The following is a 23,430-nucleotide window of genomic DNA, read 5'->3' as shown; positions in this document are numbered from 1 at the left end:
TGTATTGCACTTTTATTGTAGCAGGGTAAGAAGAGGGGTTTGAATAAGTTATATAGCTTGGTTTCGTTTAATTTTGCAATTGTTGTGTTATAAACAGAGTTATATGGTGATTATTGGTCTTTTATATAGGATTAATTAATCATGAATTAACATCCATGAAGCTGAAAGTATCAGAACAATGCAAAAATGCGGAAAACACTTAAAAAGCATTTATATATACCAAAGAACAAATTATAAATATCAACGTTTTAGGAGTTTTCTATAATCTGAGGGGGAGAGTTGGGTCATTTTCTTGAAGAAGCTGCTGAAGTGCGCCAGGGTATCAAAACCTAGCCGGGTGGCTACCTCCTGCACCGTAAGTTCAGATTGCCTTAGTAGGGTTAAGGCTTCCTGCGCCACCCGTTGCCGCACCAGATTGCTTGCCGTAGTGCCCGTATGCCTTTTTACCAACGCATTCAGGTAGTTGGCATGCACATGCAACTCCTCGGCAAACTCCCCCACCAGTTTTAACCGCTGCGACCTGCCTTCGGCCAACGCAATCAGATGCTCAGAAATAGCGCGCTTGAATTTCCAGACCAGGCTAGCCCCGCCCTCCTGCACATAGAGGGGAATGCCCTCCTGCTCGGCAAGGCGGCGCGCATTGATCAACAATATGGTAATGTAAGACCTGATCAGGTCAAAGCTGCGGAGGTGGAGAAACTTTTGTTCTTCCATAATCTGGGAGCCCAGAAAGGCAAAGAACGAGGATTTAGATGGCTCCAGGGATAGATGAAAGCCACAATTGGTTTCAAACAAAGCCATGGCATCATATCCTTCCTGCCGCTGCACGTTAAGGGACATAAACCCCTCGTTGAAGACCAGCAGAAAGCCCTTGGGTTGCTCCTGCAGGCGGCAAGAAAGGGCATCGCCGGGACCCGTGAGAAAAAAGGAGTTTTGCCTGAGTTGGTGGGTGGTGTCATTCACCCGTACCTCAGCGGCTCCGCTGGTGAGCAGGACAATCTGGTAAAAGTTGTTTCGGTAAGTGGGGACTTCTGGTTTTAAGGTGCCGGTTTCCTCCTCCAGCAGTTTGCCATCAAAATAATCTGTGAGGGGTACAGAAATGCCTAGTTCTTTGTAAAGTTCTGCAATGGAGGGCAGAATAAGAATTTGTTTGCTCATTGTACAGAGACAATCAGGGGTATGTGCAAGATGTTTGGTGTAGCCTTGAAGATGGGGTTGAGCCTGAGATGTATGGGTAAGGTGGGGACCCAACCTGCTTGCAAAGGTAAGGTTGGCAATTTAATGATGTGCTATCTAAATAATCTCATACCCTGCCCACAAGAACTACGTTTTTTTTTGAGAAAATTACCTCCAAAAGGCAGCACACCACCCCGGGGGTAAACGCATGCAGCCACCCGGAAAACCTGGAAGGGAAGGAGCCATGGGTGGGAAAGGGAAAGGAAAGATTTAAGAAGGAGCGCCCGGAAATCACCAGTTAGCGGCATCCGCCTTGGCTCTCAGGACCTGCAAGTGCTTTGGTCAGAGTAGGGCCCAAGAAAAAAAGCCACTTACGGGGATACCCCTTGTAAGTGGCTATAAGTGTCTTGGGAAAAGATGGAATACCTACTTGCAGCAGGTAGAAAGGTACTATTTCACCAAAACCATCTTGAAATCGGTTTCGGCGGTGAGCGAGTGCGGGACGTGGGCCGGTATGGCAATGATTTCGCCCGCCGTAAGGAGTTGGGCACCGTCGGGTATGTGGAAGGTGCAGGTGCCCTCCAGCATAATGAGCAGGGCAGGGGTAGGGGTGGTGTGGGTGCGCAGGCCCTGACCCTGGGCGAAGGCGAACAAGTGCGTCTTCTGGTGCTCCTGCTCCAGCAGAACGGTGTGCGCAAACTTGGAGTCCTGGTACTTTAGTTGGGCCGCCAGGTTCTGGAGCGGAGCTGTTTTGGGGGTATTTTCTGGAAAAGCCATTGAAAACGGAGGTTAAGGGTGAAGGGGAGAAGTTTCTGGGGTAACAAGATGAACGTGTTGCCGGTACACCGCCGAGGCCGTGCCCAGCAGCATCCCTAATTTGAAGACTTCCATGCCCACATAAACATGGTGCAGGTTAGACGGGGTGGGCACCTGCCCGGCAATGATCTGCAGGGCCCGTACGTCCAGGGCGGGCAAGAGCCAGAAGGTCTGCAGCGCCATCACCAGCGCCAGCAGCAGGGCCGGGAACAGGATTTTAAAGGGAGCCCGGTTGTAGAACAGCCCCACGAGCACCACGCTGCAGAAGAACAGTTCAAACTTGTTCAGAAAACCGAAGACCAGCCGGCCAATGCCCAGCCCAATGGCCAGGGTGACCTGCGGGGCCGTGAATTTTACCGGGGCTTCCAGAAACGAAATGCCCACCACCATGCCTGCCCACAAGAGCAGCGCGAAAAGGGTGACCTGGGTTAAAAAGTTGGATCGCATAGCCTGAGCAACTAAAGTGAAAAGCACCGGTCCTTGTGGAGCAGCGCTGGTACAAATGTCAGCAAGGCGGGGCGGTACCCCAATGAGATACGTCATCTGCCAGGGTGACCACCATCATCCTTCGGCAGGGGCGGGGCGTTTACCTTTGTGGTTGAATCAGATAGTAAGGCCATGCGCAGATCTGCCACTACCCTTGTTGAAGAAAAAGAACACTGCTACCACTGCGGTGACGAGTGCCAAAGTGTCCCTGTTTATACCCAGGAGAAAGCGTTCTGCTGCACGGGCTGCCAGGCCGTGTATGAGCTGCTGTACGCCAATAACCTCTGTACCTATTATAACCTGGAGGCCGGTGAGAAACCGGGCGTCACCGTGGCGGCCGGGGACGTGCAGGCCAACCAGTTTGTGTACCTGGATGAAGCCGCCACGCTGAACCAACTGCTCACGTTCCAGAGCGACACCCTGCACAAGGTGCTGTTCCAGATTCCCAACATGCACTGCAGCTCCTGTATCTGGCTCCTGGAAAACCTGTTCAAGCTGGACCAGGGCGTGGTAGAGTCGCGGGTGAACTTTCCGCGCAAGGAGGTGTCTGTTTCCTACCATCCGAAGAAGACCAAGCTGAGCCATATTGTCACGCTGCTGCACAAGATTGGGTACGGCCCCACGCTTAACCTCTCCACCTTGTCTGGCAAGAAACAGAAAAGAGACTTCGGGATTAACCTCAAACTGGGTCTGGCGGGTTTCTGCTTCGGGAATACCATGTTGCTGAGTTTTCCGGAGTACTTCGCGTTTGGCGAGGAGGTGAAACAGCAGTTTGGGTCTTTCTTTGGCTGGGTGAGCATTGTGCTGGCCCTGCCGGTGTTGCTGTACAGTGCCCGCGGGTTCTTTGAATCGGCGTGGCAGTCGTTGAAGCAGCGGCACATCAACCTGGACACGCCCATCAGCTTAGGCTTGGCCTCCTTGTTCTGCGTGAGCTTGTACGATATTTTCATGGAGACTGGCCCCGGCTACCTGGACTCCTTCACCGGACTGGTGTTTTTCATGCTCATTGGCAAATACGTGCAGAAAACCACCTATGACGCCCTGGCCTTCGACCGTGACTACAAAGCGTACTTTCCTATTTCGGTGACGGTTCTGGAAAAAGGGGCCGAAAACGTCATCGCCGTGAAAGAACTTGCGCCGGGCAAGCGCATCCGCATCCGGAACCAGGAACTGGTGCCCGCCGATGCCATCTTGCTCCGCGGCTCGGCGTTCATTGACTACAGCTTCGTGTCCGGTGAATCGGCGCCGGTGCTAAAGGTGGCGGGCGAGATCATCTACGCCGGTGGCCGCCAGGTGGGCGAGAGCATTGAGCTGGAGGTGATCAAAGACGTATCGCAGAGTTACCTCACGCAGCTCTGGAACAATGATGTGTTCCGGAAAGAGAAAAGCTATTTTGGGGTAGGCACCTACGCCGACAAAGTAGGTGGGTACTTCATTACCGTGACCTTGCTCATCGCCGCAGGCGCGCTGGTGTACTGGGTGCCCCGTGATCTGGACATGGCCATCAAAGCCTTTACTTCGGTGCTGGTGATTGCCTGCCCGTGTGCCTTGTCTTTGAGTGCGCCGTTCACGCTCTCCAACGCGCTGCGCATTTTTGGCGGACAGAAATTCTACCTCAAGAACGGCGACGTGGCCGAGACCCTGGCCAAAGCAGATACCATTGTCTTCGATAAAACCGGCACCCTCACCGAGAGCACCCAAACCGACATCACCTACCAGGGAGATGCGCTCAGTACAGAGGACGAAAGCCGTTTACGCGCCGTGTTGCAGCACTCCACCCACCCCCTGAGCCAGGGATTGTACCAGTTCCTGAAAGCTCCGGTCAAAGCGGTAAGCCAGTACCAGGAGATTTCCGGCGAGGGCGTGCAGGGGCTGGTAGACGGCGTGCTGGTGAAAGTAGGATCACGGTCGTACGCCGGGGGCGGACAACAGGCAAAACTGGCTACCGGGCTGGCTACGCGGGTGTACGTACAGCTGGGCGAAGACCGGGGAGGCGTGTTCACGTTCTCCAACCATTACCGCGAGGGCTTGCCGCAACTGGTGCAGGAACTGCACAACCAGGGCAAGAAACTGGCTGTACTCTCCGGCGACAATGACGCGGAACGCGAAAACCTGCAACGCATTTTCGGGCCGGAGGCTACGCTGCGGTTCCACCAGTCGCCGGGCGATAAGCTGGCCTATATTGAGCAACTGAAAACCGAGGGCCACAAAGTGATCATGGTAGGCGATGGCTTAAATGACGCGGGAGCCCTGCAAATGAGCGATGCGGGCATCTCGGTGACCAACTCGGTGAACGGTTTCTCGCCGGGCTGTGATGCCATCTTGGATGCCGGATCTTTCACGCAGCTGGCGCATTTCCTGCGGTTCTCCCGCCGGGCGCTCCACGTGATCCTGGGCTCATTCATGGTATCTTTCGTGTACAACATCATCGGGCTTTCCATGGCGGTGACCGGTTTGTTCACGCCCGTGGTCTCGGCCATTCTCATGCCCATCAGTTCGCTGAGTGTGATTCTCTGCTCTGTGCTGGGCGTGCGGTACGTGGCCCTGCGCATGGGGCTGTTGCAACCTAAAAAATAACCCCATCATGACCATCATCTACCTGTTAATAGGCATCAGTTTAACCGTAGCGGCGCTGTTCCTGAGTTCTTTTGTGTGGGCTGTGCGCTCTGGCCAGTATGAAGATGACTACACCCCTTCGGTGCGCATCTTGTTTGACGAGGAAACTCCCTCCGCGCCCGATAGAGAGAAGCGGTAATGGCGTTTAGGGGCTGCTTTCCCAAAAACAGCCCTAAACGCAAATTGCTTTAAGCATTGGTGTATCTGCCCAACGGGGAAGGCGTACGAACACAGCCGAAAGCGGCGTTTTCATGAAGAACCTTTGACGATGACTCAGAGGGATTTCCCTGAGGAGAGAAGCGTGGTGCAGGGGGGAGAATCTTTCTGCGCAACCCTGGGTGCCTGAGACAAACGGCCAACCGAATGAGCCGTAAAGACAAGCACACGCACTCCGCCGCTTATGACCTTTACCATTGAAGAATTACTGCTGGGAGCCTCCCTGCTGCTCTTCCTGAGCATCCTGATCAGCAAAAACCTGGGGCGTTTCGGGATACCGGCCCTGGCCCTGTTTCTGGGCGTGGGCATGCTGGCGGGCTCTGAGGGCATTGGCGGCATTTACTTTGATGACTTCCGCGCGGCGCAGTCGCTGGGCACCATTGCCCTTACTATCATCCTTTTCTCCGGCGGTCTGGACACGCGCTGGGAAACCACCAAACCCATTCTGTGGCGCGGCATTGCGCTGTCTACCTTAGGCGTCTTCATCACGGCCATGCTGGTGGGGCTCTTCGCCACGTACGTCATGGACTTTACGCTGCTGGAGGGGCTGCTGCTGGGGGCCATTGTGTCTTCCACCGATGCCGCGGCGGTGTTCTCCATCCTTCGGTCCAGTAAGATCGGGCTCAAAAACAACCTGGGGCCCACGCTGGAACTGGAATCGGGCAGTAACGACCCCATGGCCTACTTCCTGACGGTCAGTTTCACGTTTCTGCTCACCAACCAGGGGGCCAGCATCTGGCAACTGGTGCCCATGTTCTTTCTGCAAATGAGCATTGGCGCGGCGGCGGGTTTTGCCATGGGCCGCAGCATGGGCTGGGTCATTAACCGGATAAAGTTGCAGCAGGAGGGCCTGTATCCTGCGTTAACGCTGGCCATGCTGCTGTTCACGTTCTCGTTTACCAACCTCATCAACGGCAACGGCTTTCTGGCGGTGTATATCTCGGCGGTGCTGCTGGGCAACAGTAATTTCCTGCACAAAGGCAGCCTTACGCGGTTCTACGACGGCCTGGCCTGGCTCATGCAGATTGTGATGTTCCTCACGCTGGGGCTGCTGGTGTTTCCGTCGCACATTGTGCCGGTGCTGGGGGCGGGGCTCCTCATTTCGCTGTTCCTCATCTTCGTGGCGCGGCCCATCAGCGTGTTTCTGGGCATGTCGTTCTTCAAGACCTCGGTGCGCGACAAGTTGTACGTGTCCTGGGTAGGGTTGCGCGGGGCGGTGCCCATTGTGTTTGCCATGTACCCGCTGCTGGCCGGGGTAGACAAAGCCGGCATGATCTTTAACATGGTGTTCTTCATTGTGCTCACCTCTGTGATGCTGCAAGGCACCACCCTCAAAGTAGTCGCCGATTGGCTCCACCTGAGCGAAGAAGATACATCACTCAGAATGCTGGCCCTGGGGGCCGAGAGGGGCTATGCTTCTAAAAACTCTCTGGTGGAGCTGGAGATGGGCCAGAACTGGCGGGCCATTGGCAAACCCATTGTAGAACTGGGGCTGCCCAAGACCGCCCTCATTGTGCTTATTGACCGGGGCGGCTCCTTTGTGACGCCCAACGGCTCCACGGTGCTGCAACCCGATGACAAGCTCATGGTCATGGTAGAGAACGAGCAGGAACTGGCCCGCGTGCGCGAAACGCTGCAATAAGCAACAGCCGTGCGTTTAGGGGCTGTTTTTGGGAAAACGGTCCCTAAACGCACGGCTGAAGTGAGCATCAATCTGGTGTTACTTCAAAGAAGCCCCGCTTGCCAATCTTGATTCTAAGGGCATCGCTCTCCATGTCCAGCAAGCTGTGGGCGTCGCGCACTTTGGTACCGTTCACCCATACGCTGCCGGCCTCCATTAGTCGTTTCAGGGTAGAATTGCTTTCGTGGGGTTTGAGGGCTTTGCAAAGGTCCAGCAGCCGGAGCGGCTGGGCAGGATCTAACGCCAGGGACGACCAGCTCACGGCAGTGAACTCCTTCTCTGTAAAACCTTTGCTTTGAACCTGTTTCTGGAAGAACGCCAGCGCCTGGGCTGCGGCTTCCGCCGAATGGTACTGCTGCACCACGTTGCTGCCAATGAGTTTCTTAACGGCCATCGGGTTTTCGCCCTGCTCCAGTCGGGTCAATAAGGCTTGCTTTTCCGCCGGCGTGAAATCGGTGACCAGGTGCAGGTACTCGGGCAGGAGCGCATCTGGGATGGACATGATTTTCCCGAACATCTCCTGCGGGGCCTCGGTGAGGCCGATGGTGTTGTGCTCTGATTTGCTCATTTTCGCCGACCCGTCAATGCCTTTGAGCAGGGGCATGCACAGCACCGCCTGCCCCGGCGCGCCCTGGCCTTCCTGCAACTGCCGCCCCATGGAGCAATTGAACAGCTGATCGGTGCCGCCCATCTCAAGATCGGCCTGAATCTGGAGGGAGTCAAAGCCCTGCAGCAGCGGGTATACCAGCTCGTGCAGGGAAATGGGCAGGTTGCTTTGGAAGCGGTTGTTGAAATCGGTGCGCTGCATGATCTGGGCCAGGGTGACCTGAGACAGTAACCGGATGGTTTCGGTCATGTCCATGGCCTCCAGCCATTCAGAATTGTACCTGATCTGGCATTTATCCACGTTCAGGATTTTAGAGAGCTGGTTCACGTAGGTCTGCGCATTTTCCAGAACTTGCTGGACGCTCAGGGGCGGGCGCGATTTGTTCTTGCCGGTGGGGTCGCCAATACGGGCCGTAAAATCCCCGATGATGATGACAATGGTATGCCCCAACTCCTGAAACTGCCTCAGTTTCTTCAGGACCACGGCGTGGCCCAGGTGCAGGTCCGGAGCCGTGGGGTCAAAGCCCAGTTTGATCCGGAGCGGTCGGTGCTCTTGTCTGGCCAGGGCCAGTTTCTCTTCCAGCGCCTGGTGGGGCAGGAAAATTTCTACGTTTTCTTTTAACAGGTGTACTTGGTCTGCTGCGTGCATGTGCTTAACGGTTAATGGTGGAAATGGGGGAAGCACAGGACCAGACGGGTACCAACAAAAAAAACCAGGTCCTGGAACCTGGGCTTCTGTATGAAAAGGGGTTGTTATTCCAAATCAAGCATAGTACTCCCAGGCTACGGCTATTTTGCAATAGGTAGAATAAGCGGAGTACTTGTAAAAGGTGAGCTGGTGAAGCGTCATCTGTTTTGGATTTTGGGCAAAGGTAAGGCCGCCGGCGAAAAAATCCAATTTCTGTTGAGGGGCGGTCACAACAAATTTGCCGCGCAAGAACGATTGGGTACAGGTGGGGCAGGTCCACATGGGCTTTGGTGTTTTAGGCTCAATTACCGGAAAACAGGCTAGAAACACAAGGCATACTGCTGAAGCTGTTGGAATTGCTGCGTGGCGCGTATGTTCCAGATTATTTGAGCCATTGCTGATTGGCTTTGACCATCTCTTCATGCGACACCCAAGCCGATGGTTTGGAGATTTCCACCTCGCTATCCAGCACTTGTTCTATCTGTTCCTCGGAAAGGCTGCTCCAGATTTGCCCTGGCTGCTGTTGCCGGCTGAAAAGAATCATAAAGATGTTTTGCAGAAGTGCTTTGTCTTCCGTAGTCTCAATTAATTTGTGCAGATCTTCTTTAAGTGCGCCAATTGTTCATATTTTCCGATTACACAATGTACGAAAAATCACGACAAATGAAGGTTTGTCAAGCCAACAGCTTGTTTCAGTTTTGAAGCTACATTGAAATAAGTAAGAATAAACTCATTTCTACTGATTTACTTTCCAGCTGTGTATACCCATGGCACGAAATTTACATTCAAGCCATAGAGAGAAGATATTTGTTAAGTAAGAAATCGTAAATTCATCATATGTCGAAATACTCATTCAAACCGAACCAAAGGTATGCTGTATACAGAGCTTTCGATGGTCGTTGTCAGTGGTGTAGGGAACCCGTAAATTTTCAAAATTTCCATGTAGATCATGTGCTTCCAGAAGAGCTTCTTAACTCATCTGATAGATTGAGATCTGTTTTGATCAGTTATGGCCTACCTGAGAATTTTAACATAAACGACTATGAAAACTGGATACCTGCTCATCCATATTGCAATCAACGTAAAAGCGATTCTGATTATGAGGGTTTACCCTTGATAAAAACCATATTGGACAGCTGTGCTAGTAATAAGGAACTTGAGCAAAGAATCGAGTTTAAATTAAACCGCGAACCTCAGAAAGCTGAGTTAATGGCCAAGATCCAAGCTGCAATTGATATTAACTTAGTTAACTTACGAGAACTGCAAGAGTTCGTATTAAAGACTGATATAATGGATTCTGAGGATGAGGATTTAAAAAGAATTGGTAAAGAGCTTAATCAAAGAATAGAATACCAAGCAGAAAAAATGATAAAAGGAATCATGGTAATGGTGCGAAGCCAAACCATTGATGTAATAAATTCTATATGTTCTGCTTTAGGTAGGGACTGGCAACTTGGAAGATCCATGATCATAATTCCACATAAATTAGACAAAGCTCATACAGTTCGATACTGGTTGCAAAACAATGTTGACCACAAAATGAGTGTTAATATTGTGGTCATTCCAGAAATAATTAATAATGTGCTTCTTATCCAATTTCGAAAGAATGATGAAATTTTTGACGAGATTCTTTTCAATATGAATGAAGGAATAAATTGGGAACATTTCAGAAATGAATTGAAAGGACATTATAAGCGGTTTCTTTCGGATAAACTTGGTAGGTAAATAACTGATTAATTCATCAATGGTGCGGATTTAATCCGTGCCTTACACACATCCCAAACCCCTCTCTGACATCAATCACCCCCTAAACTGACGCCCGTCATCTTTTTCCCTCGGCCAACTCCTGACCTTTGTAACAACTGAAAGGGCCAGGTAAGCGCTGAGGGAGCCAACTCTACTACTCTACCGCTGCCGCCTGTTTCAGGAGAGAAAACCGGCTCCGCCATGAACATCATCTTTCTTTTAATCTGCATCAGTCTTCTGGTGGCCCTCCTGTTCCTGGGGGCGTTCCTGTGGGCGGTGCGGTCCGGCCAGTACGAGGACGACTACACGCCCTCCGTGCGCATTCTCTTTGACCACGAATCAACTCAAAAACAGCCCATTACCACAATTTCTACTAAACCCATGGAGGACACCGCACATGTTAGCTGAGGTTCTAAAAGCGCCGGGCGAGGCGATCAAATCCAGCGTCCGGACCGTTGACACATTCTACTATGACAACAAGATTGTCCGCGATTTCGCCTATGCCACCCTGTTCTGGGGCGTAGCCGGCATGCTCATCGGGGTGATCATCGCGTTTCAGCTGGCGCGCCCCGAGCTCAACATGGGCACTGAGTACACCACCTTCGGGCGGGTACGGCCCCTGCACACCAACGCCGTGATCTTCGCCTTTGTGGGCAACGGTATTTTCATGGGCGTGTACTACTCGCTGCAGCGATTGTGCAAAACCCGCATGTTCTCAGACAAACTCAGTAAGATCCATTTCTGGGCCTGGCAGCTGATTATTGTTTCGGCCGTGATCACGCTTCCGCTGGGGTACACTACGTCCAAAGAGTACGCTGAGCTGGAGTGGCCCATTGACCTTGCCATTACGCTGGTGTGGGTGGTGTTCGGCTGGAACATGTTCGGGACCATCCTTAACCGCCGTGAGCGCCACATGTACGTGGGCATCTGGTTCTACATCGCCACGTTTTTGACCGTAGCCGTGCTGCACATTGTGAACTCCTATGAGATTCCGGTCACGTTCTTCAAAAGCTACTCTGGTTATGCCGGGGTGCAGGATGCGCTGGTGCAGTGGTGGTATGGCCACAACGCGGTCGCGTTCTTCTTAACCACGCCGTACCTGGGCATGATGTACTACTTCCTGCCCAAGGCCGCGAACCGTCCGGTGTACTCGTACCGTTTGTCTATCATCCACTTCTGGTCTCTGATCTTCATCTACATCTGGGCCGGTCCGCACCACTTGCTGTACACCGCCTTGCCAGACTGGGCGCAGTCCTTGGGCGTAGTATTCTCTGTGATGCTGCTGGCGCCCAGCTGGGGCGGAATGATCAACGGTCTGTTAACCCTGCGCGGTGCCTGGGACAAAGTGCGCGAGGAGCCGGTACTCAAATTCATGGTAGTCGCCATCACCGCGTACGGTATGGCCACCTTTGAAGGCCCGCTCATGTCGCTCAAAAACGTGAACGCCATTGCCCACTACACCGACTGGATCGTGGCCCACGTACACGTAGGCGCCCTGGGCTGGAACGGCTTCCTCACCTTCGGTATCCTGTACTGGCTGTTGCCGCGCATCTTCAAGACCAAACTCTACTCTACCAAACTGGCCAACTGGCACTTCTGGTTAGGCACGCTGGGCATCCTGTTCTACGCCATTCCCATGTACTGGGCCGGGTTCACCCAGGGCCTCATGTGGAAACAGTTCAACAACGAAGGCATGCTCCAGTACTCTAACTTCCTGGAGACCGTGCTGCAGATTGTGCCCATGTACTACCTGCGCGGCATTGGCGGGGTGCTCTACCTGAGCGGCGTGTTCCTGATGATCTACAACGTCATTAAAACCGTGAAGGCCGGTACGCTCTTAGCCAACGAAGAAGCCCAGGCCGCTCCTTTAATGCCCGCTGCCAAAATCAACGCGGGCGAGCACGCCGGAGGCCACTGGCACCGCATGATTGAGCGCCGTCCGGTACAAATGGCCGTGTGGGCTACCGTCGCCATCCTGATTGGGGGGCTGGTGGAGATGATCCCCACGTTCCTGGTAGAATCCAACGTGCCTACCATTGAGAGCGTGAAACCCTACACCTCCCTTGAGTTGCAGGGCCGCGATGTCTACATCAAAGAAGGTTGCGTGAACTGCCACTCCCAGATGGTGCGTCCGTTCCGCTCAGAGACCGAGCGCTACGGCGAGTACTCCAAAGCCGGCGAGTTTGTGTACGACCGTCCGTTCCTGTGGGGCTCTAAACGTACCGGTCCAGACTTGCACCGGGTGGGAGGGAAGTACCCGCACAGCTGGCACTACCACCACATGCTGGACCCCACCTCTATGTCACCGGGTTCTATCATGCCCGCTTACCCCTGGTTGCTGGAGAAAGACATAGACATGAGTGACACCCAGGCGAAGATCAAAGTCCTGACTGATTTAGGAACTCCGTATGCCCCCGGCTACGCCGAAAGAGCCAACGAAGACCTCCTGCGCCAGGCCCGCGAAATCACCGCCGAGCTCCGGAAAGAGAACATTGAGGTGAAGCCAGAGAAAGAGATTGTGGCCCTCATTGCCTACCTGCAACGCCTGGGCACCGACATTAAAGTGAAAGAAGAAAAGTAGTTGTCAGTTGTTAGTGATTAGTTGTTAGACAATAGTTTAGACGCTGGCTCTTGACGCTAGCCATGAAAACAGAAGCTTTTTCACAACCTAGAATCTGATAACTGACAACTAATCACTAACAACCAAAAAATAGAGTCATGTACAAAAGTGTATTACAATCCATAGACGGCATTGAGATTTATCCCATCATCTCCTTCGTCATCTTCTTCGCCTTTTTCCTGGGCTTGCTGGCCTACGTGGTGGTGGTGAAGAAAGAATACATCCAGAGCATGAAAGAAATGCCGCTGCAGAACGAGAACGGATTAGCCCACCCACTAGACCCACGGTCATGAAACGAGTAATACCCTATTTGGCCTCCGCGCTGTTGATGGCCGGAGTTGCCGCTAGTCCTGCCTCTGCGCAGGATGCCGTGAAAGGCAAGGCCGTTTTTGACGCCAACTGCGCCGCCTGCCACGCCGTGCAGGAACAAGTAGTGGGCCCCGCCCTCAAAGACGTGCACCAACGCCGCGACGAGAAATGGATCACCAGCTTCGTGAAGAACTCCACCAAGCTCATCAACTCCGGCGACAAACAGGCCGTGGAAGTGTTTGAGAAGTTCGGGAAGGTGCAGATGACCAGCTTTGAAGGCACGCTCTCAGACGCCGACATCAAAGACGTGATTGCCTACGTCAAAGAAGAAAGCGACAAACCCGCCGAGGCCAAACCTGAGGAAACGGCCCCCACTGACGCGAACCAAGGAGAGGGGGCCACCCCGGCCGAAGCTAGTTTCAGCTGGAAATCCCTGCCGCCCACCACGCAGGTGCTGGTGGTGCTGGTCGGGTTTCTGCTGGTGCTGGTGCTGGGCGGCTTGGTGGTGACGTTTATCCAGGCCTTGCCCTTGCTGGGCCACCTGTACGACAAGCCCACCCTGCGGAATACCGCCATGGCCCGCTTCATCGCCCTGCTGCGCGGTGATACCACCACCATCACCGGTCAACACAAAGACATCCTCATGGAAGATCACACCTATGACGGCATCTTTGAGTTTGACAACGACCTGCCGCCCTGGTGGAAGTACATGTTCTATGCCACCGTGGTCTTTGGCGTGGCCTACCTGCTGCACTACCACGTGTTCCAGAGCGGTAACCTCCAGATTGCCGAATACCAGGCTGAGGTACAGCAGGCGGCTCTCCTGAACCCAACTGGGGGCAACGATGGCAACGTGAACGAAGTCACCAACTTCAAGCCGCTCACCGAGGCCGCCAAACTGGAGGCCGGCAAAGCCGCCTTCATCCAGAACTGTGCCGCCTGTCACGGCCAGCAAGGCCAGGGCGTGGTAGGCCCCAACCTCACCGATGAATTCTGGCTCCACGGTGGTGACGTGAATGCCATCTACAAAGTGGTGAAATACGGCGTGACCAGCAAAGGCATGGTGGCCTGGCAGGGAAAACTCTCCAACGACCAGATCCTGGAAGTGTCCAGCTACATCCTGAGCCTGAAGGGTAGCAACCCGCCTAACGCCAAAGCCCCGCAAGGCGAGAAAGTGAAATAGGGAAGTGCGTTACAAGTGAGTGCCAGCGCGGCTCTTTACCACAGTAAAGGGCCGCTTCTGTTTTCGGGCAGTTTTTCTGTTTTCAGGCACTTTTCAGGAAACCAGGTTTAAAAGAGCCCTGGCAGGATATCTAGTATTGAGACGAAGATCAAAGCGTTTAATATAAGTACTCCCTCGCTCGCCTCCGGCGAGTGTGAGAAATTGGGCGGCCTCTGGCCGCAGTGCGGGACATTGCCGCATTGCGGAGATTTTGATTGTACCGTGCCCAGCGGCGAGACGCCGCGCAATAGCTCACACGCGTCCGAGAGGCGAGCGAGGGAAGATTGCAGAACATCAAGGCTGAAGATTAGCGCACCTGCGAAAGCCCTTCGTGCTGCATTTTCCTCCTTCTTCATTTTAGCCCAGTTTTCCTAAAAACAGGCGCTAAACGCACTTCATCTACCTTCCTTCCTGCGTCATCCATTTTGAGGAATGTTCCCTTTTGAAGAGGGCCGTGAAATGTCCATACTACCAGAAGGATTCTTCACCGAAGAATGCCTATCCAAAGTTGAAGACAAAGCATGCCTTGGCTCAACATCATCATCATTACGCTACCCTCTTAGTGGCTCTAACAACAATCACCGGCCCAGATGACGGGCGTCATGTTTCTACCGCGCCTGAATGCTGAATTTTGTAGAGAAGGTTGACGCCTCCCGCCGAGCTGCCCGCAGTCGGTGATTGTAAACCTAAGAGACAAAGTATCATGGCCCAGGCAGTAGTGGACAAAGAGTCGTTCAGAGACTCCATCGCCACCGTAGATAAAGAAGGGAAACGGGTGTGGCTTTACCCTAAAAAGCCTAATGGAAAGCTGTACCAGTACCGCAAGCTGGTGAGTTACGGCTTTCTGGCCTTGCTGTTTACCGGTCCGTTCCTCAAGATCAACGGGTTGCCGGTGCTCATGCTCAACCTGGTGGAGCGTAAGTTCATCATCTTCGGGATGATTTTCTGGCCGCAGGACTTCTTTATCCTGTTGCTGGGTTTTCTGGCCTTTATGGTGTTCATTATCCTGTTCACCATTGTGTACGGCCGCGTTTTCTGCGGGTGGGTGTGTCCGCAGACCATCTTTCTGGAGATGGTGTTTCGCCGCATTGAGTACTGGATTGAGGGCGACTTCACCAAGCAGAAAGCCCTGGACAAAGCCGATTGGACCCCCGAGAAGATCTGGAAGAAAACCGCCAAGCACAGCCTGTTCCTGCTCCTCTCGTTTCTGATCGCTAACACGTTTCTGGCCTACATCATTGGGGTAGACGCCCTCAAAGCCATTGTGACTGATTCTCCGGCCCGGCACCTGGGCGGGTTTATCTCCATGCTCCTTTTCACGGGTGTTTTCTACGGCGTGTTCGCGCGGTTCAGGGAGCAGGTGTGTACCATTGTGTGTCCGTACGGAAGATTGCAGGGCGTGATGATGGACAAGAAAACCACGGTTATTGCCTATGACTACGTACGCGGCGAGCCCCGCGAGAAGCTGCGCAAAAACCAGGTACGTACCGCCGGCGACTGTATTGATTGCCGCCAGTGCGTGCAGGTGTGCCCTACGGGGATAGACATCAGGAACGGTGCCCAGCAGATGGAGTGTATCAACTGCACCGCCTGCATTGATGCCTGCAACAGCATCATGGACATGATTGGCAAACCGCAGGACTTGATCAAGTACGCCTCAGAAGAAAGCATCGCCGAGGGCAAGCCCTGGCGGTTCACGGGCCGCATGAAAAGCTACACCGCCGTGTTGGTGCTCTTGCTGGCCGGTTTTGTGACGCTGCTGGTCACCCGCGAAAACATAGACGCCACCATCCTGCGCACCCCCGGCATGCTCTTCCAAACCGGCAAAGACGGCCAGGTAAGTAACCTCTACAACATTTCGGTCATCAACAAAACCACCGAGCGCCTGCCTATTACCCTGAAACTGATTCATCCGCAGGGGACCATCCGGTTGGTACGCAGCGGGCTGGTGCTGCCCGAACAAGGCCTGGCCGAAGGCGTTTTCTTCGCCGAAATTCCGCAAAAAGACCTGAACGGCGTTTCCACCGAAATTGAAGTAGGAGTGTACGTAGGCGACAAACTGGTGACCACCGAGAAAACCAAATTCCTGGGCCCCGGCCACTAACAGCCTCTCACGTTTTATACCTCAGGACGCAAGACACAAGACACAAGACACAAGACTCAGGACTCAAGACTCAAGACTCAGAACTCAGAACTCCCAATTATGTCCGCGAAAGCAATTTCCTCCAAAACCGCCTGGTGGCCCCGGTTGATCATCGCCGCCTTCGTCTTTTTTGCCTTGTTCATTGGCAACATGGTGCGCCAGGCCATGAACTCTGATGTGAACCTGGTGAGCAAAGACTACTACCAACAGGAGCTGGCCTACCAGCAACACATGAACCAGGTGAAAGCCACGCAGGCCCTGGAGGCACAGGTGCTGCTGACGCACGCTCAGGCCGCCGAGCAGTTCAGCATCGTGTTTCCGGCAGGAGTGAAAGCCGCCGAGGTAAAAGGCCAGGTGAATTTCTTCCGCCCCTCAGACGCCAAGCAGGATTTCACCCTGGACCTGGCCCTGAACGAAGACGGGCAGCAGCACATCAGAACCGCTGCCCTGGCCAAAGGGCTGTGGCGCGTGCAGCTGAACTGGAAACAGGCCGGCAAAGACTACTATCTGCAGAAAGACATTACCCTTCAATAACATGATCTGGACGGGTTTCATCCTGGGTATTCTGGGCAGTTTCCATTGCGTGGGCATGTGCGGGGCCATTGCCCTGTCGTTGCCCGTGGGCAAGGGCAGCGGCTGGTCTTTTGTGGCCGGCAGGTTCCTCTACAATCTGGGCCGCTTGGTGACCTACAGCTTGTTGGGCGCAGGCGCGGGGGTGCTGGGAAAAAGCCTGCAACTGGCCGGGCTGCAGCAAACGCTGTCCATTGTGTCTGGCGTGCTGATTTTGCTGCTGGTGGTGGTACCGGCCACGGCTTCGGCTAGATTCAGGCAAGCCACAGGTTTGGAAACGCTGCTCACCAACGTGAAAAAGACCATGGGCTGGTTCTTCCAGAAGAAGGGCATCTGGGCCTTGGGGGGCGTAGGTTTACTGAACGGATTGCTGCCCTGCGGCTTTGTGTACTTCGCTTTGGCGGGTGCCGTGAGCATGCCTACGGTGCCTGATTCCATGCTGTACATGCTCTTGTTTGGGGCGGGCACCTTCCCGCTGATGTTCCTGCTGTCCCTCTCGGGCAAATACATACAGATGGGGCTGCGCCGGTTCTTCACAAAAGCGATTCCGTACGCGGCTACCTGTCTGGCCATTCTGTTCATCCTCCGCGGCCTGAACCTGGGAATTCCCTACGTGAGTCCCGCCACCGATCCTGCAAACATGGCCAGTTCCGCTATGTCTGGCTGCCACCCAACTACCACAAACCGCTAATTTCTGATCTCCTTTACTGATATGAAAAAGATACTCGTCCTCACCGATTTTTCCCAGAACAGCATCAACGCGTACGGGTATGCCGTGAAGATGGCCTGCCAGCTTAAAGCCGAAATCCTGCTGCTGTTCAGCACCAACGGCGCGCCTTTGTCGTTGACCAACCAGTTGCAGTACTCGCAGCAACTGCACAGCTTTGCCAAACGGTACGCCTGCGATACCCGCCGCCAACTAAACCCGCACCATACCGAGTGCCTCATCAGCGGTGATGCCTGGGCTTCCCTGTTGCCCACCATGGCCGCCGTGCACAACCCAGATGTGATCATTGCCGGCTCAGCGCTGCTGAAAACCATTGAGGCAGAAAACCAACGGTTGCCCTTGCCGGAACTGGCGGGCAGCCCCATCCTCTGGATTCCGGACAAGGCCCAGTACCAGCCCCTCAAGCACCTGGTGTTTGTCACCGATTTCACCGATCAGGACCCCCAGGCCATTGAATTGGTAAAAGACTTTGCCCAGGCTGTTGAGGCCGAGGTGTCGCCGGTGCATTTCTACCCCGCCGCCGACCACTCGCCCCTGGCAGAGATCAAAAAGCAGGGCGCGGAACTGAACTGGGTGCTGGGCAGCAACGGCAACTGCCACATGCTGGAAGAGGAGGACATGATGGAAGGCCTGCAGGAGTACGCCGAGCAGTACCCCGTAGACCTTTTCCTGATCGCCACCCGGGACACGCACCTCACCCACCAGTACCTAAACCAGACCTACCGGAAAACCGACGCCTGCCACACCAGCATCCCGTTACTGAACCTGTACCAGGCCAAAAAGAAGCGCTGCGCCGGCAACTGCACCCACTGCCAGCAACATGAGCAGGTAGGTGCCGAGGCGGTGGCAGGATAGGGGTGCATCTTCAGTTTAGGGGCTTTCTGTTTTGAGGCTTTCTGTTTTTGGGCTATTGTTAGGAAATTGCTCCAGAACTGGTCCTTGGCTCGCTACTCTATCGCTCACCGCAAATCTTGTTTAGAGGCTGTTTTCAAGAAAAGCGCCTCTAAACAGAACTACTCAAAGCTTCCACCCTCGCTCGCCTCCGGCGAGTGTGAGTTATTACGCGGCGTCTCGCCGCCAGGTGCATTGTACAATATTCCCGCAACGCGGCCAGAGGCCGCCCGATAGCTCACACTCGCCGGAGGCGAGCGAGGGTGTGAGAGGGGGCGAGCGAGGGAAGAGGTGAACCAAGCGGCATTTTACGAGGAACCCCTGAAAGGTGATTTCAATCATCTTTCAGGGGTTCTATTGTCATTTCTGCCGACGGTGGGCTGCTCTACCTTTGTACTGTCAAATGAAAAGAGACGCCAAGATGAACGCGACCAGTCAAACAATCTCAGGGATTACCGCAGAAGAGTTGATTCAGAAATACAACGTATCGGCGCCGCGGTACACCAGTTATCCTACGGTGCCGTTCTGGGACACCGAAGCCCCAACGGCCGAGCAGTGGTTCCGGGTGGTGGAACGGACGTTTGCGGAGTCGAACGCCACCAAAGGAATCAGCCTGTACCTGCACCTGCCGTTTTGTGAGTCGCTGTGTACGTACTGTGGCTGCAACACCCGCATCACCAAAAACCACGGGGTGGAGCAGGGCTATATTGAGACCCTGCTGGCCGAGTGGGGCCAATACCTGAGCCATTTCCCCCAGAAGCCTATCTTGCGGGAACTGCATCTGGGCGGCGGTACGCCCACGTTCTTCAGCCCCCAGAATCTTAGAAAGCTGCTGGAAGGCATTCACGCCACGGCAATTATTCACCCGGAGCGGGAATTCAGTTTTGAAGGCCACCCCAACAACACTACCGCGGAGCACCTGCAGACGCTGTATGACCTGGGCTTTCGGCGCGTGAGTTTCGGGATACAGGATTTTGATCCGCTGGTGCAGCTCACCATCAACCGCATCCAGCCCTATGAGAACGTGCTGCGCGCCACCCAAGACGCCCGCCGCATTGGGTATGAGTCGGTGAATTTTGACCTGATTTACGGACTGCCGCACCAAACCCTGGCCAGCGTAGCCCACACCATTGACCAGGTGGCGCAGCTGAGGCCAGACCGCATTGCCTTTTACTCGTACGCCCACGTGCCGTGGGTAAAACCCAGCCAGCGCGGCTACTCAGAGAAAGACCTGCCCAGCGGCCCCGCCAAACGGGCTTTGTACGAATTGGGCCTCCAGAAGCTGACCGCCCTGGGCTACCACGACATCGGGATGGACCATTTCGCCCTGCCCCATGATGCCCTGTTCCAGGCCCAGCAAAACGGCACCTTGCACCGCAACTTCATGGGCTACACCACCTGCCACACCGATCTGTTGATTGGCCTGGGGGCTTCCTCCATCAGCGATGCCAAGTACGGTTACCTCCAGAACCTGAAGAAAGTGGAAGAATACAAAGCGGGCATCGCCACGCAGAGCCTGGCCATCCTGAAAGGGCACCTGCTCACCCCGGAGGACCTGATCAGAAAAGAGGCCATTCTGTCGCTGGCCTGCACCGGGGAGCTGGCCCTCACCAAAAAAGTGGCATTCCTGCTGGATGACCAGACCCGCGCCGCCCTGCTGGAAATGGAAGAAGAGGGCCTGGTGACTTTCCAGGAAAGAAGGCTGGTGGTTACCCCGCAGGGACAACCGTTCATCCGGAACATTTGCATGCTGTTTGACCAGAAAGTGAGGCAAACCAAGCAGGAGTTCAGCACCACGTTCAGCAAGGCGATTTAGGCTTGCCTATAGATTTTAGACTTTTTACCACGCTTAATAGTGGACTGGAAATAAGTAAAAGGGAGATTGCGGTTGCAGTCTCCCTTTTTTGTTAGTGGAAATATTAGTGGAAATAAGGGAATGGTCAGAACGGGTTCAGAAAGGAAGCACAAGCAACTGAATAATTGTTGAAAGTAGCCGCCTATGCCTCCGTTTTGGAGCTATTCTTATGGAAACAGGCTAAAAACCGGGAGAGAATCCGAATCAAGGCACAAGCGGATGGTTGCGCCAGTTTTGAGTACCACTTAACCGCTTCGTGATAAAAAATAACGGTTCAAGCCCAGTTCTCTGGTTTGTGGCCGCGCAATCATTTTGGGGCTCTTTTCCTGAAACCAGCCCTAAAACTGCCCAGCATTCTGTGTTGAACAGCCTCCAGAATGGGAAATACTCCCATAAAAAAACTCCGTTTAGGGGCCGTTTTCCGGAAAACGGCCCCTAAACGGAGTTCAACCTGGTAACGCAAAGCTTACACCACTTCCAGCAGGAGCGCAGCGCTTCTCTGCTTTAGAGTTTCTGAATAAGGCTTTTCCTGAATGGCCAGCAGGGGCAGGTTGGTTTTGAACAGCAGTTCTTTGGTGACGCTGGTGTGCAGCAGCTGCTCCAGGAAGATGCGTTCGTGGGTGGAGATGGCTACCACGTCCATCTGGTTTTCCTGGGCGAAGTCCAGAATGCCTTGCACCACATGGTCTTCCTTGCGCTGCACCAGGCAGAAGTTTTCCTGGGCAAAATGCTGAGTGATGTACTGGAGCAAAGGCTGGTCTGGCACAAGGTTCAGCTGGTGCTCTGAGAGGCAGTTGAAGATGGCCACCTGTGCCTGGAACGGGGCCGCCCACTGGAACAAACGCTCCAACACAAAGGTGCTCTCGCTGTCCAGGTCATAGGCAAAGGCAATGTGGTTGATGCCCTTGAAGGTGGCGGTAGGCGGTACCAGCAACACCGGGCAGTGCGCGTGGTTCATGTACGCCAGCGCGTTGGTCCCGAAGATTCGGTCCAGCAAACCGCTTTGCCCATGGGAGCCCATCACCACAAAATCAACCCCGTGCACTTGCACCAGATGGTTCACTTGCGCCACCAGTTTGCCGGTAGTGCAGATGCCTTCCACCTCCAGGGTAGCGTTGGTTCGTACTGTCGCCGCCAGGGTTTCCAGTTCCTTTTCTGCGTCGGCCAGCACTTGCAGGCTAATGGCGGGCAGGCTCACTTCATAGGCCGTGGCAATGGCCGGCAGGTCTACCACGTGCACCAGCAGGATTTTGGCCCGGGTAACGGAGGCCAGGGCAACGGCGTACGCTAAGGCATTGGTGGCAATGCTGGAAAAATCGGTGGGGACTAAGATGGTTTTCATAAGACTCCTTCTGGTTTTGCGGTAAACATTAAGACCAGGACAAGATTACGCACATACGGCCGGGGGTAAAATGACTTGGGGCAGCCAGAAACATGATATTGGTCATTCTGGTATCTTTAAGGAAACGTTACCTTTGACCTGGCGGAGAAACCACGAACGCATGATTGAAGAGCAGAATGAATTTGCCGCGGCCCGGCAACAAAGCATTGATGATAAAACCCGGTTACAAGCCATTATTGAAACAGCCATTGACGGCATCATCACCATTGACGCGCGGGGCATCATTGAAACGGTGAACCCGGCGGCGGCCCGCATCTTTGGCTACCTGCCCGAGGAGATCATCGGGCACAACATCAGCATCCTGATGCCCGAGCCAGACCGCAGCCTGCACGACCAGTACATAGAAAACTACCACCGTACCGGGGTAGGCCAGATTATCGGCAAGGGCCGCGAGGTGCTGGGCCGAAGAAAAGACGGCTCGGTGTTTCCGTTTCTGCTCAGCATCAGTGAGGTCAACCTGCGAGACAAGCAGATCTTTACGGGCATTGTCCATGACATCAGCAACCTCAAAAAAGCCGAGGCCGCCCTGCGCGAAAGCGAGAACAAAATCAACTCCATCATTCAGGCGGCGGTAGACGGCATCATCACCATTGACACCCGGGGCCTCATGGAAATGGTGAACCCCTCGGCGGCCCGGTTGTTTGGCTACGAGGCCGAGGAACTGCTGGGCAAAAGCATTAACATGCTCATGCCCGAGCCCGACCACAGCCAGCATGATACCTACATGCACAACTATGAGACCACCGGCAAACGCAAAATCATTGGCATTGGCCGCGAAGTGACCGGGCTGCGCAAAGACGGCACCACGTTCCCGTTCTACCTGAGCATCAGTGAGGTAGTTCTGGCCGACCGCAAGGTGTACACCGGCTTTATCCATGACATTACTCAGCAGAAGCTCAATGAGGAACGCCTGCGCCGCTACGCCGCCGAACTCATGCGCAGCAACCTGGAACTGCAGGACTTTGCCTACGTTTCGTCGCATGACCTGCAGGAACCGCTGCGCAAGATCCAGGCCTTCGGGGACCGGCTCCTCACCAAGGAACACGCCAACCTCAGTGACCAGGGTAAGGATTACCTGGAGCGCATGCTCAACGCGGCCTCCCGCATGCAGAACCTCATCAATGACCTGCTGGCGTTCTCGCGGGTGACCAGCAAGGCCACGCCCTTTGTGAAAGTAGACCTGGATGCCGTACTGACTGGCGTGCTGTCTGACCTGGAGATTACCATTGAGCAGACCGGTACCCTCATTAACCGGGCGCCGCTGCCCACCATTGAGGCCGAACCCACCCAGATGCGCCAACTGTTCCAGAACCTGATCAGCAACGCCATCAAGTTCCGGAAAGAAGGCGAGAAACCGGTGATTTCCATTACCGCCCAGATGGTGCAACGCAAGGCCCACTTAACCGCCACCCCCGGCGACCAGGTGGTGGAAATCTACGTGGCCGACAACGGCATCGGGTTTGAGGAAAAGTACCTGGACCGGATTTTCAATATCTTTCAGCGCCTGGAAGGGCAGAAGTACGAAGGCTCGGGCATTGGCTTGGCCATTTGCCGCAAGATCGCCATCCGCCACGGCGGTGACATTACCGCCCGAAGCCAGCCCGGCATGGGCACCACCTTCATTGTGACCCTGGCGTTGAAACAACCTCAAGAACAGTAA

20 protein-coding genes are annotated in these 23,430 nt (G+C 54.3%); 15 read left to right on the top strand and 5 right to left on the bottom strand.

Going from position 1 to position 23,430, the window contains the following annotated elements:
• Nucleotides 1-240 precede the first annotated feature (240 nt).
• The 3 genes from JT718_RS14270 to JT718_RS14260 all read right to left on the bottom strand — a co-directional run bounded on the left by JT718_RS14270 (nucleotide 241) and on the right by JT718_RS14260 (nucleotide 2,439).
• Nucleotides 241-1,158 (bottom strand): AraC family transcriptional regulator, encoded by a 918-nt coding sequence (locus JT718_RS14270; protein ID WP_205503382.1) that lies wholly within the window; start codon nucleotides 1,156-1,158, stop codon nucleotides 241-243.
• Nucleotides 1,159-1,626: 468 nt separating this feature from the next.
• A complete protein-coding gene (locus JT718_RS14265; protein WP_205503381.1) occupies nucleotides 1,627-1,953 on the bottom strand; it encodes a cupin domain-containing protein in 327 nt (108 codons plus the stop codon).
• 12 nt (nucleotides 1,954-1,965) lie between these two features.
• Complete coding sequence (locus tag JT718_RS14260; protein ID WP_205503380.1) at nucleotides 1,966-2,439, bottom strand: hypothetical protein; 474 nt, start codon at nucleotides 2,437-2,439, stop codon at nucleotides 1,966-1,968.
• 171 nt (nucleotides 2,440-2,610) lie between these two features.
• On the opposite strand from JT718_RS14260, the gene JT718_RS14255 reads away from it, so the two are divergent.
• From JT718_RS14255 to JT718_RS14245, 3 genes are all read left to right on the top strand, one after another.
• The gene (locus tag JT718_RS14255; RefSeq protein ID WP_205503379.1) at nucleotides 2,611-5,055 is read left to right on the top strand and encodes a heavy metal translocating P-type ATPase; all 2,445 of its coding nucleotides are present in this window, start codon (nucleotides 2,611-2,613) and stop codon (nucleotides 5,053-5,055) included.
• A 7-nt stretch (nucleotides 5,056-5,062) separates the two neighbouring features.
• Nucleotides 5,063-5,233, top strand: a complete 171-nt coding sequence (gene ccoS / locus JT718_RS14250; protein WP_205503378.1) for a cbb3-type cytochrome oxidase assembly protein CcoS — start codon at nucleotides 5,063-5,065, stop codon at nucleotides 5,231-5,233.
• A gap of 261 nt (nucleotides 5,234-5,494) precedes the next feature.
• A complete protein-coding gene (locus JT718_RS14245; protein ID WP_205503377.1) occupies nucleotides 5,495-6,952 on the top strand; it encodes a potassium/proton antiporter in 1,458 nt (485 codons plus the stop codon).
• A 67-nt stretch (nucleotides 6,953-7,019) separates the two neighbouring features.
• Here the strand turns inward: JT718_RS14245 and tyrS are convergent, their stop codons facing one another.
• Complete coding sequence (tyrS, locus tag JT718_RS14240; protein WP_205503376.1) at nucleotides 7,020-8,246, bottom strand: tyrosine--tRNA ligase; 1,227 nt, start codon at nucleotides 8,244-8,246, stop codon at nucleotides 7,020-7,022.
• Between the two features lie 277 nt (nucleotides 8,247-8,523).
• On the opposite strand from tyrS, the gene JT718_RS14235 reads away from it, so the two are divergent.
• From JT718_RS14235 to hemN, 11 genes are all read left to right on the top strand, one after another.
• Nucleotides 8,524-8,874: a hypothetical protein gene (locus JT718_RS14235; protein ID WP_205503375.1), complete on the top strand. Its 351-nt coding sequence runs from the start codon at nucleotides 8,524-8,526 to the stop codon at nucleotides 8,872-8,874.
• Nucleotides 8,875-9,236: 362 nt separating this feature from the next.
• Nucleotides 9,237-10,010: a hypothetical protein gene (locus JT718_RS14230; RefSeq protein ID WP_205503374.1), complete on the top strand. Its 774-nt coding sequence runs from the start codon at nucleotides 9,237-9,239 to the stop codon at nucleotides 10,008-10,010.
• Nucleotides 10,011-10,232: 222 nt separating this feature from the next.
• Nucleotides 10,233-10,439 carry a cbb3-type cytochrome oxidase assembly protein CcoS gene (gene ccoS / locus JT718_RS14225; RefSeq protein WP_205503373.1) on the top strand — a complete coding sequence of 69 codons (207 nt, stop codon included), beginning with the start codon at nucleotides 10,233-10,235 and terminating at the stop codon, nucleotides 10,437-10,439.
• Complete coding sequence (gene ccoN, locus JT718_RS14220) at nucleotides 10,429-12,612, top strand: cytochrome-c oxidase, cbb3-type subunit I (protein WP_205503372.1); 2,184 nt, start codon at nucleotides 10,429-10,431, stop codon at nucleotides 12,610-12,612. The genes ccoS (JT718_RS14225) and ccoN overlap by 11 nt, the downstream gene beginning before the upstream one ends.
• 137 nt (nucleotides 12,613-12,749) lie before the next feature.
• Nucleotides 12,750-12,944, top strand: coding sequence for a hypothetical protein (locus JT718_RS14215; RefSeq protein WP_205503371.1), 195 nt, complete (start codon nucleotides 12,750-12,752; stop codon nucleotides 12,942-12,944).
• Entirely contained in the window at nucleotides 12,941-14,143 is a 1,203-nt protein-coding gene (locus JT718_RS14210; protein ID WP_205503370.1) for a c-type cytochrome, read from the top strand. The genes JT718_RS14215 and JT718_RS14210 overlap by 4 nt, the downstream gene beginning before the upstream one ends.
• Nucleotides 14,144-14,885: 742 nt before the next feature.
• On the top strand, nucleotides 14,886-16,286 hold the full coding sequence (ccoG, locus tag JT718_RS14205; protein ID WP_205503369.1) for a cytochrome c oxidase accessory protein CcoG: 1,401 nt from the start codon (nucleotides 14,886-14,888) through the stop codon (nucleotides 16,284-16,286).
• A 99-nt stretch (nucleotides 16,287-16,385) separates the two neighbouring features.
• The gene (locus JT718_RS14200) at nucleotides 16,386-16,859 is read left to right on the top strand and encodes a FixH family protein (protein ID WP_205503368.1); all 474 of its coding nucleotides are present in this window, start codon (nucleotides 16,386-16,388) and stop codon (nucleotides 16,857-16,859) included.
• Nucleotide 16,860: 1 nt separating this feature from the next.
• Nucleotides 16,861-17,586, top strand: coding sequence for a sulfite exporter TauE/SafE family protein (locus JT718_RS14195; protein WP_205503367.1), 726 nt, complete (start codon nucleotides 16,861-16,863; stop codon nucleotides 17,584-17,586).
• Nucleotides 17,587-17,607: 21 nt separating this feature from the next.
• Nucleotides 17,608-18,477: a universal stress protein gene (locus JT718_RS14190; RefSeq protein WP_205503366.1), complete on the top strand. Its 870-nt coding sequence runs from the start codon at nucleotides 17,608-17,610 to the stop codon at nucleotides 18,475-18,477.
• A 439-nt stretch (nucleotides 18,478-18,916) separates the two neighbouring features.
• Nucleotides 18,917-20,329: an oxygen-independent coproporphyrinogen III oxidase gene (gene hemN, locus JT718_RS14185; RefSeq protein ID WP_240337100.1), complete on the top strand. Its 1,413-nt coding sequence runs from the start codon at nucleotides 18,917-18,919 to the stop codon at nucleotides 20,327-20,329.
• A gap of 505 nt (nucleotides 20,330-20,834) precedes the next feature.
• Here hemN and JT718_RS14180 read toward each other — a convergent pair.
• On the bottom strand, nucleotides 20,835-21,710 hold the full coding sequence (locus JT718_RS14180) for a universal stress protein (RefSeq protein ID WP_205503365.1): 876 nt from the start codon (nucleotides 21,708-21,710) through the stop codon (nucleotides 20,835-20,837).
• Nucleotides 21,711-21,870: 160 nt separating this feature from the next.
• Here JT718_RS14180 and JT718_RS14175 point away from each other — a divergent pair, with 160 nt between their 5' ends.
• Nucleotides 21,871-23,430: a sensor histidine kinase gene (locus JT718_RS14175; RefSeq protein ID WP_205503364.1), complete on the top strand. Its 1,560-nt coding sequence runs from the start codon at nucleotides 21,871-21,873 to the stop codon at nucleotides 23,428-23,430.

Origin of the sequence: Rufibacter psychrotolerans, from assembly GCF_016924645.1 — a bacterium.
GTDB classification, from domain to species: domain Bacteria; phylum Bacteroidota; class Bacteroidia; order Cytophagales; family Hymenobacteraceae; genus Nibribacter; species Nibribacter psychrotolerans.
This window is presented reverse-complemented; position numbering and strand designations above follow the sequence as displayed.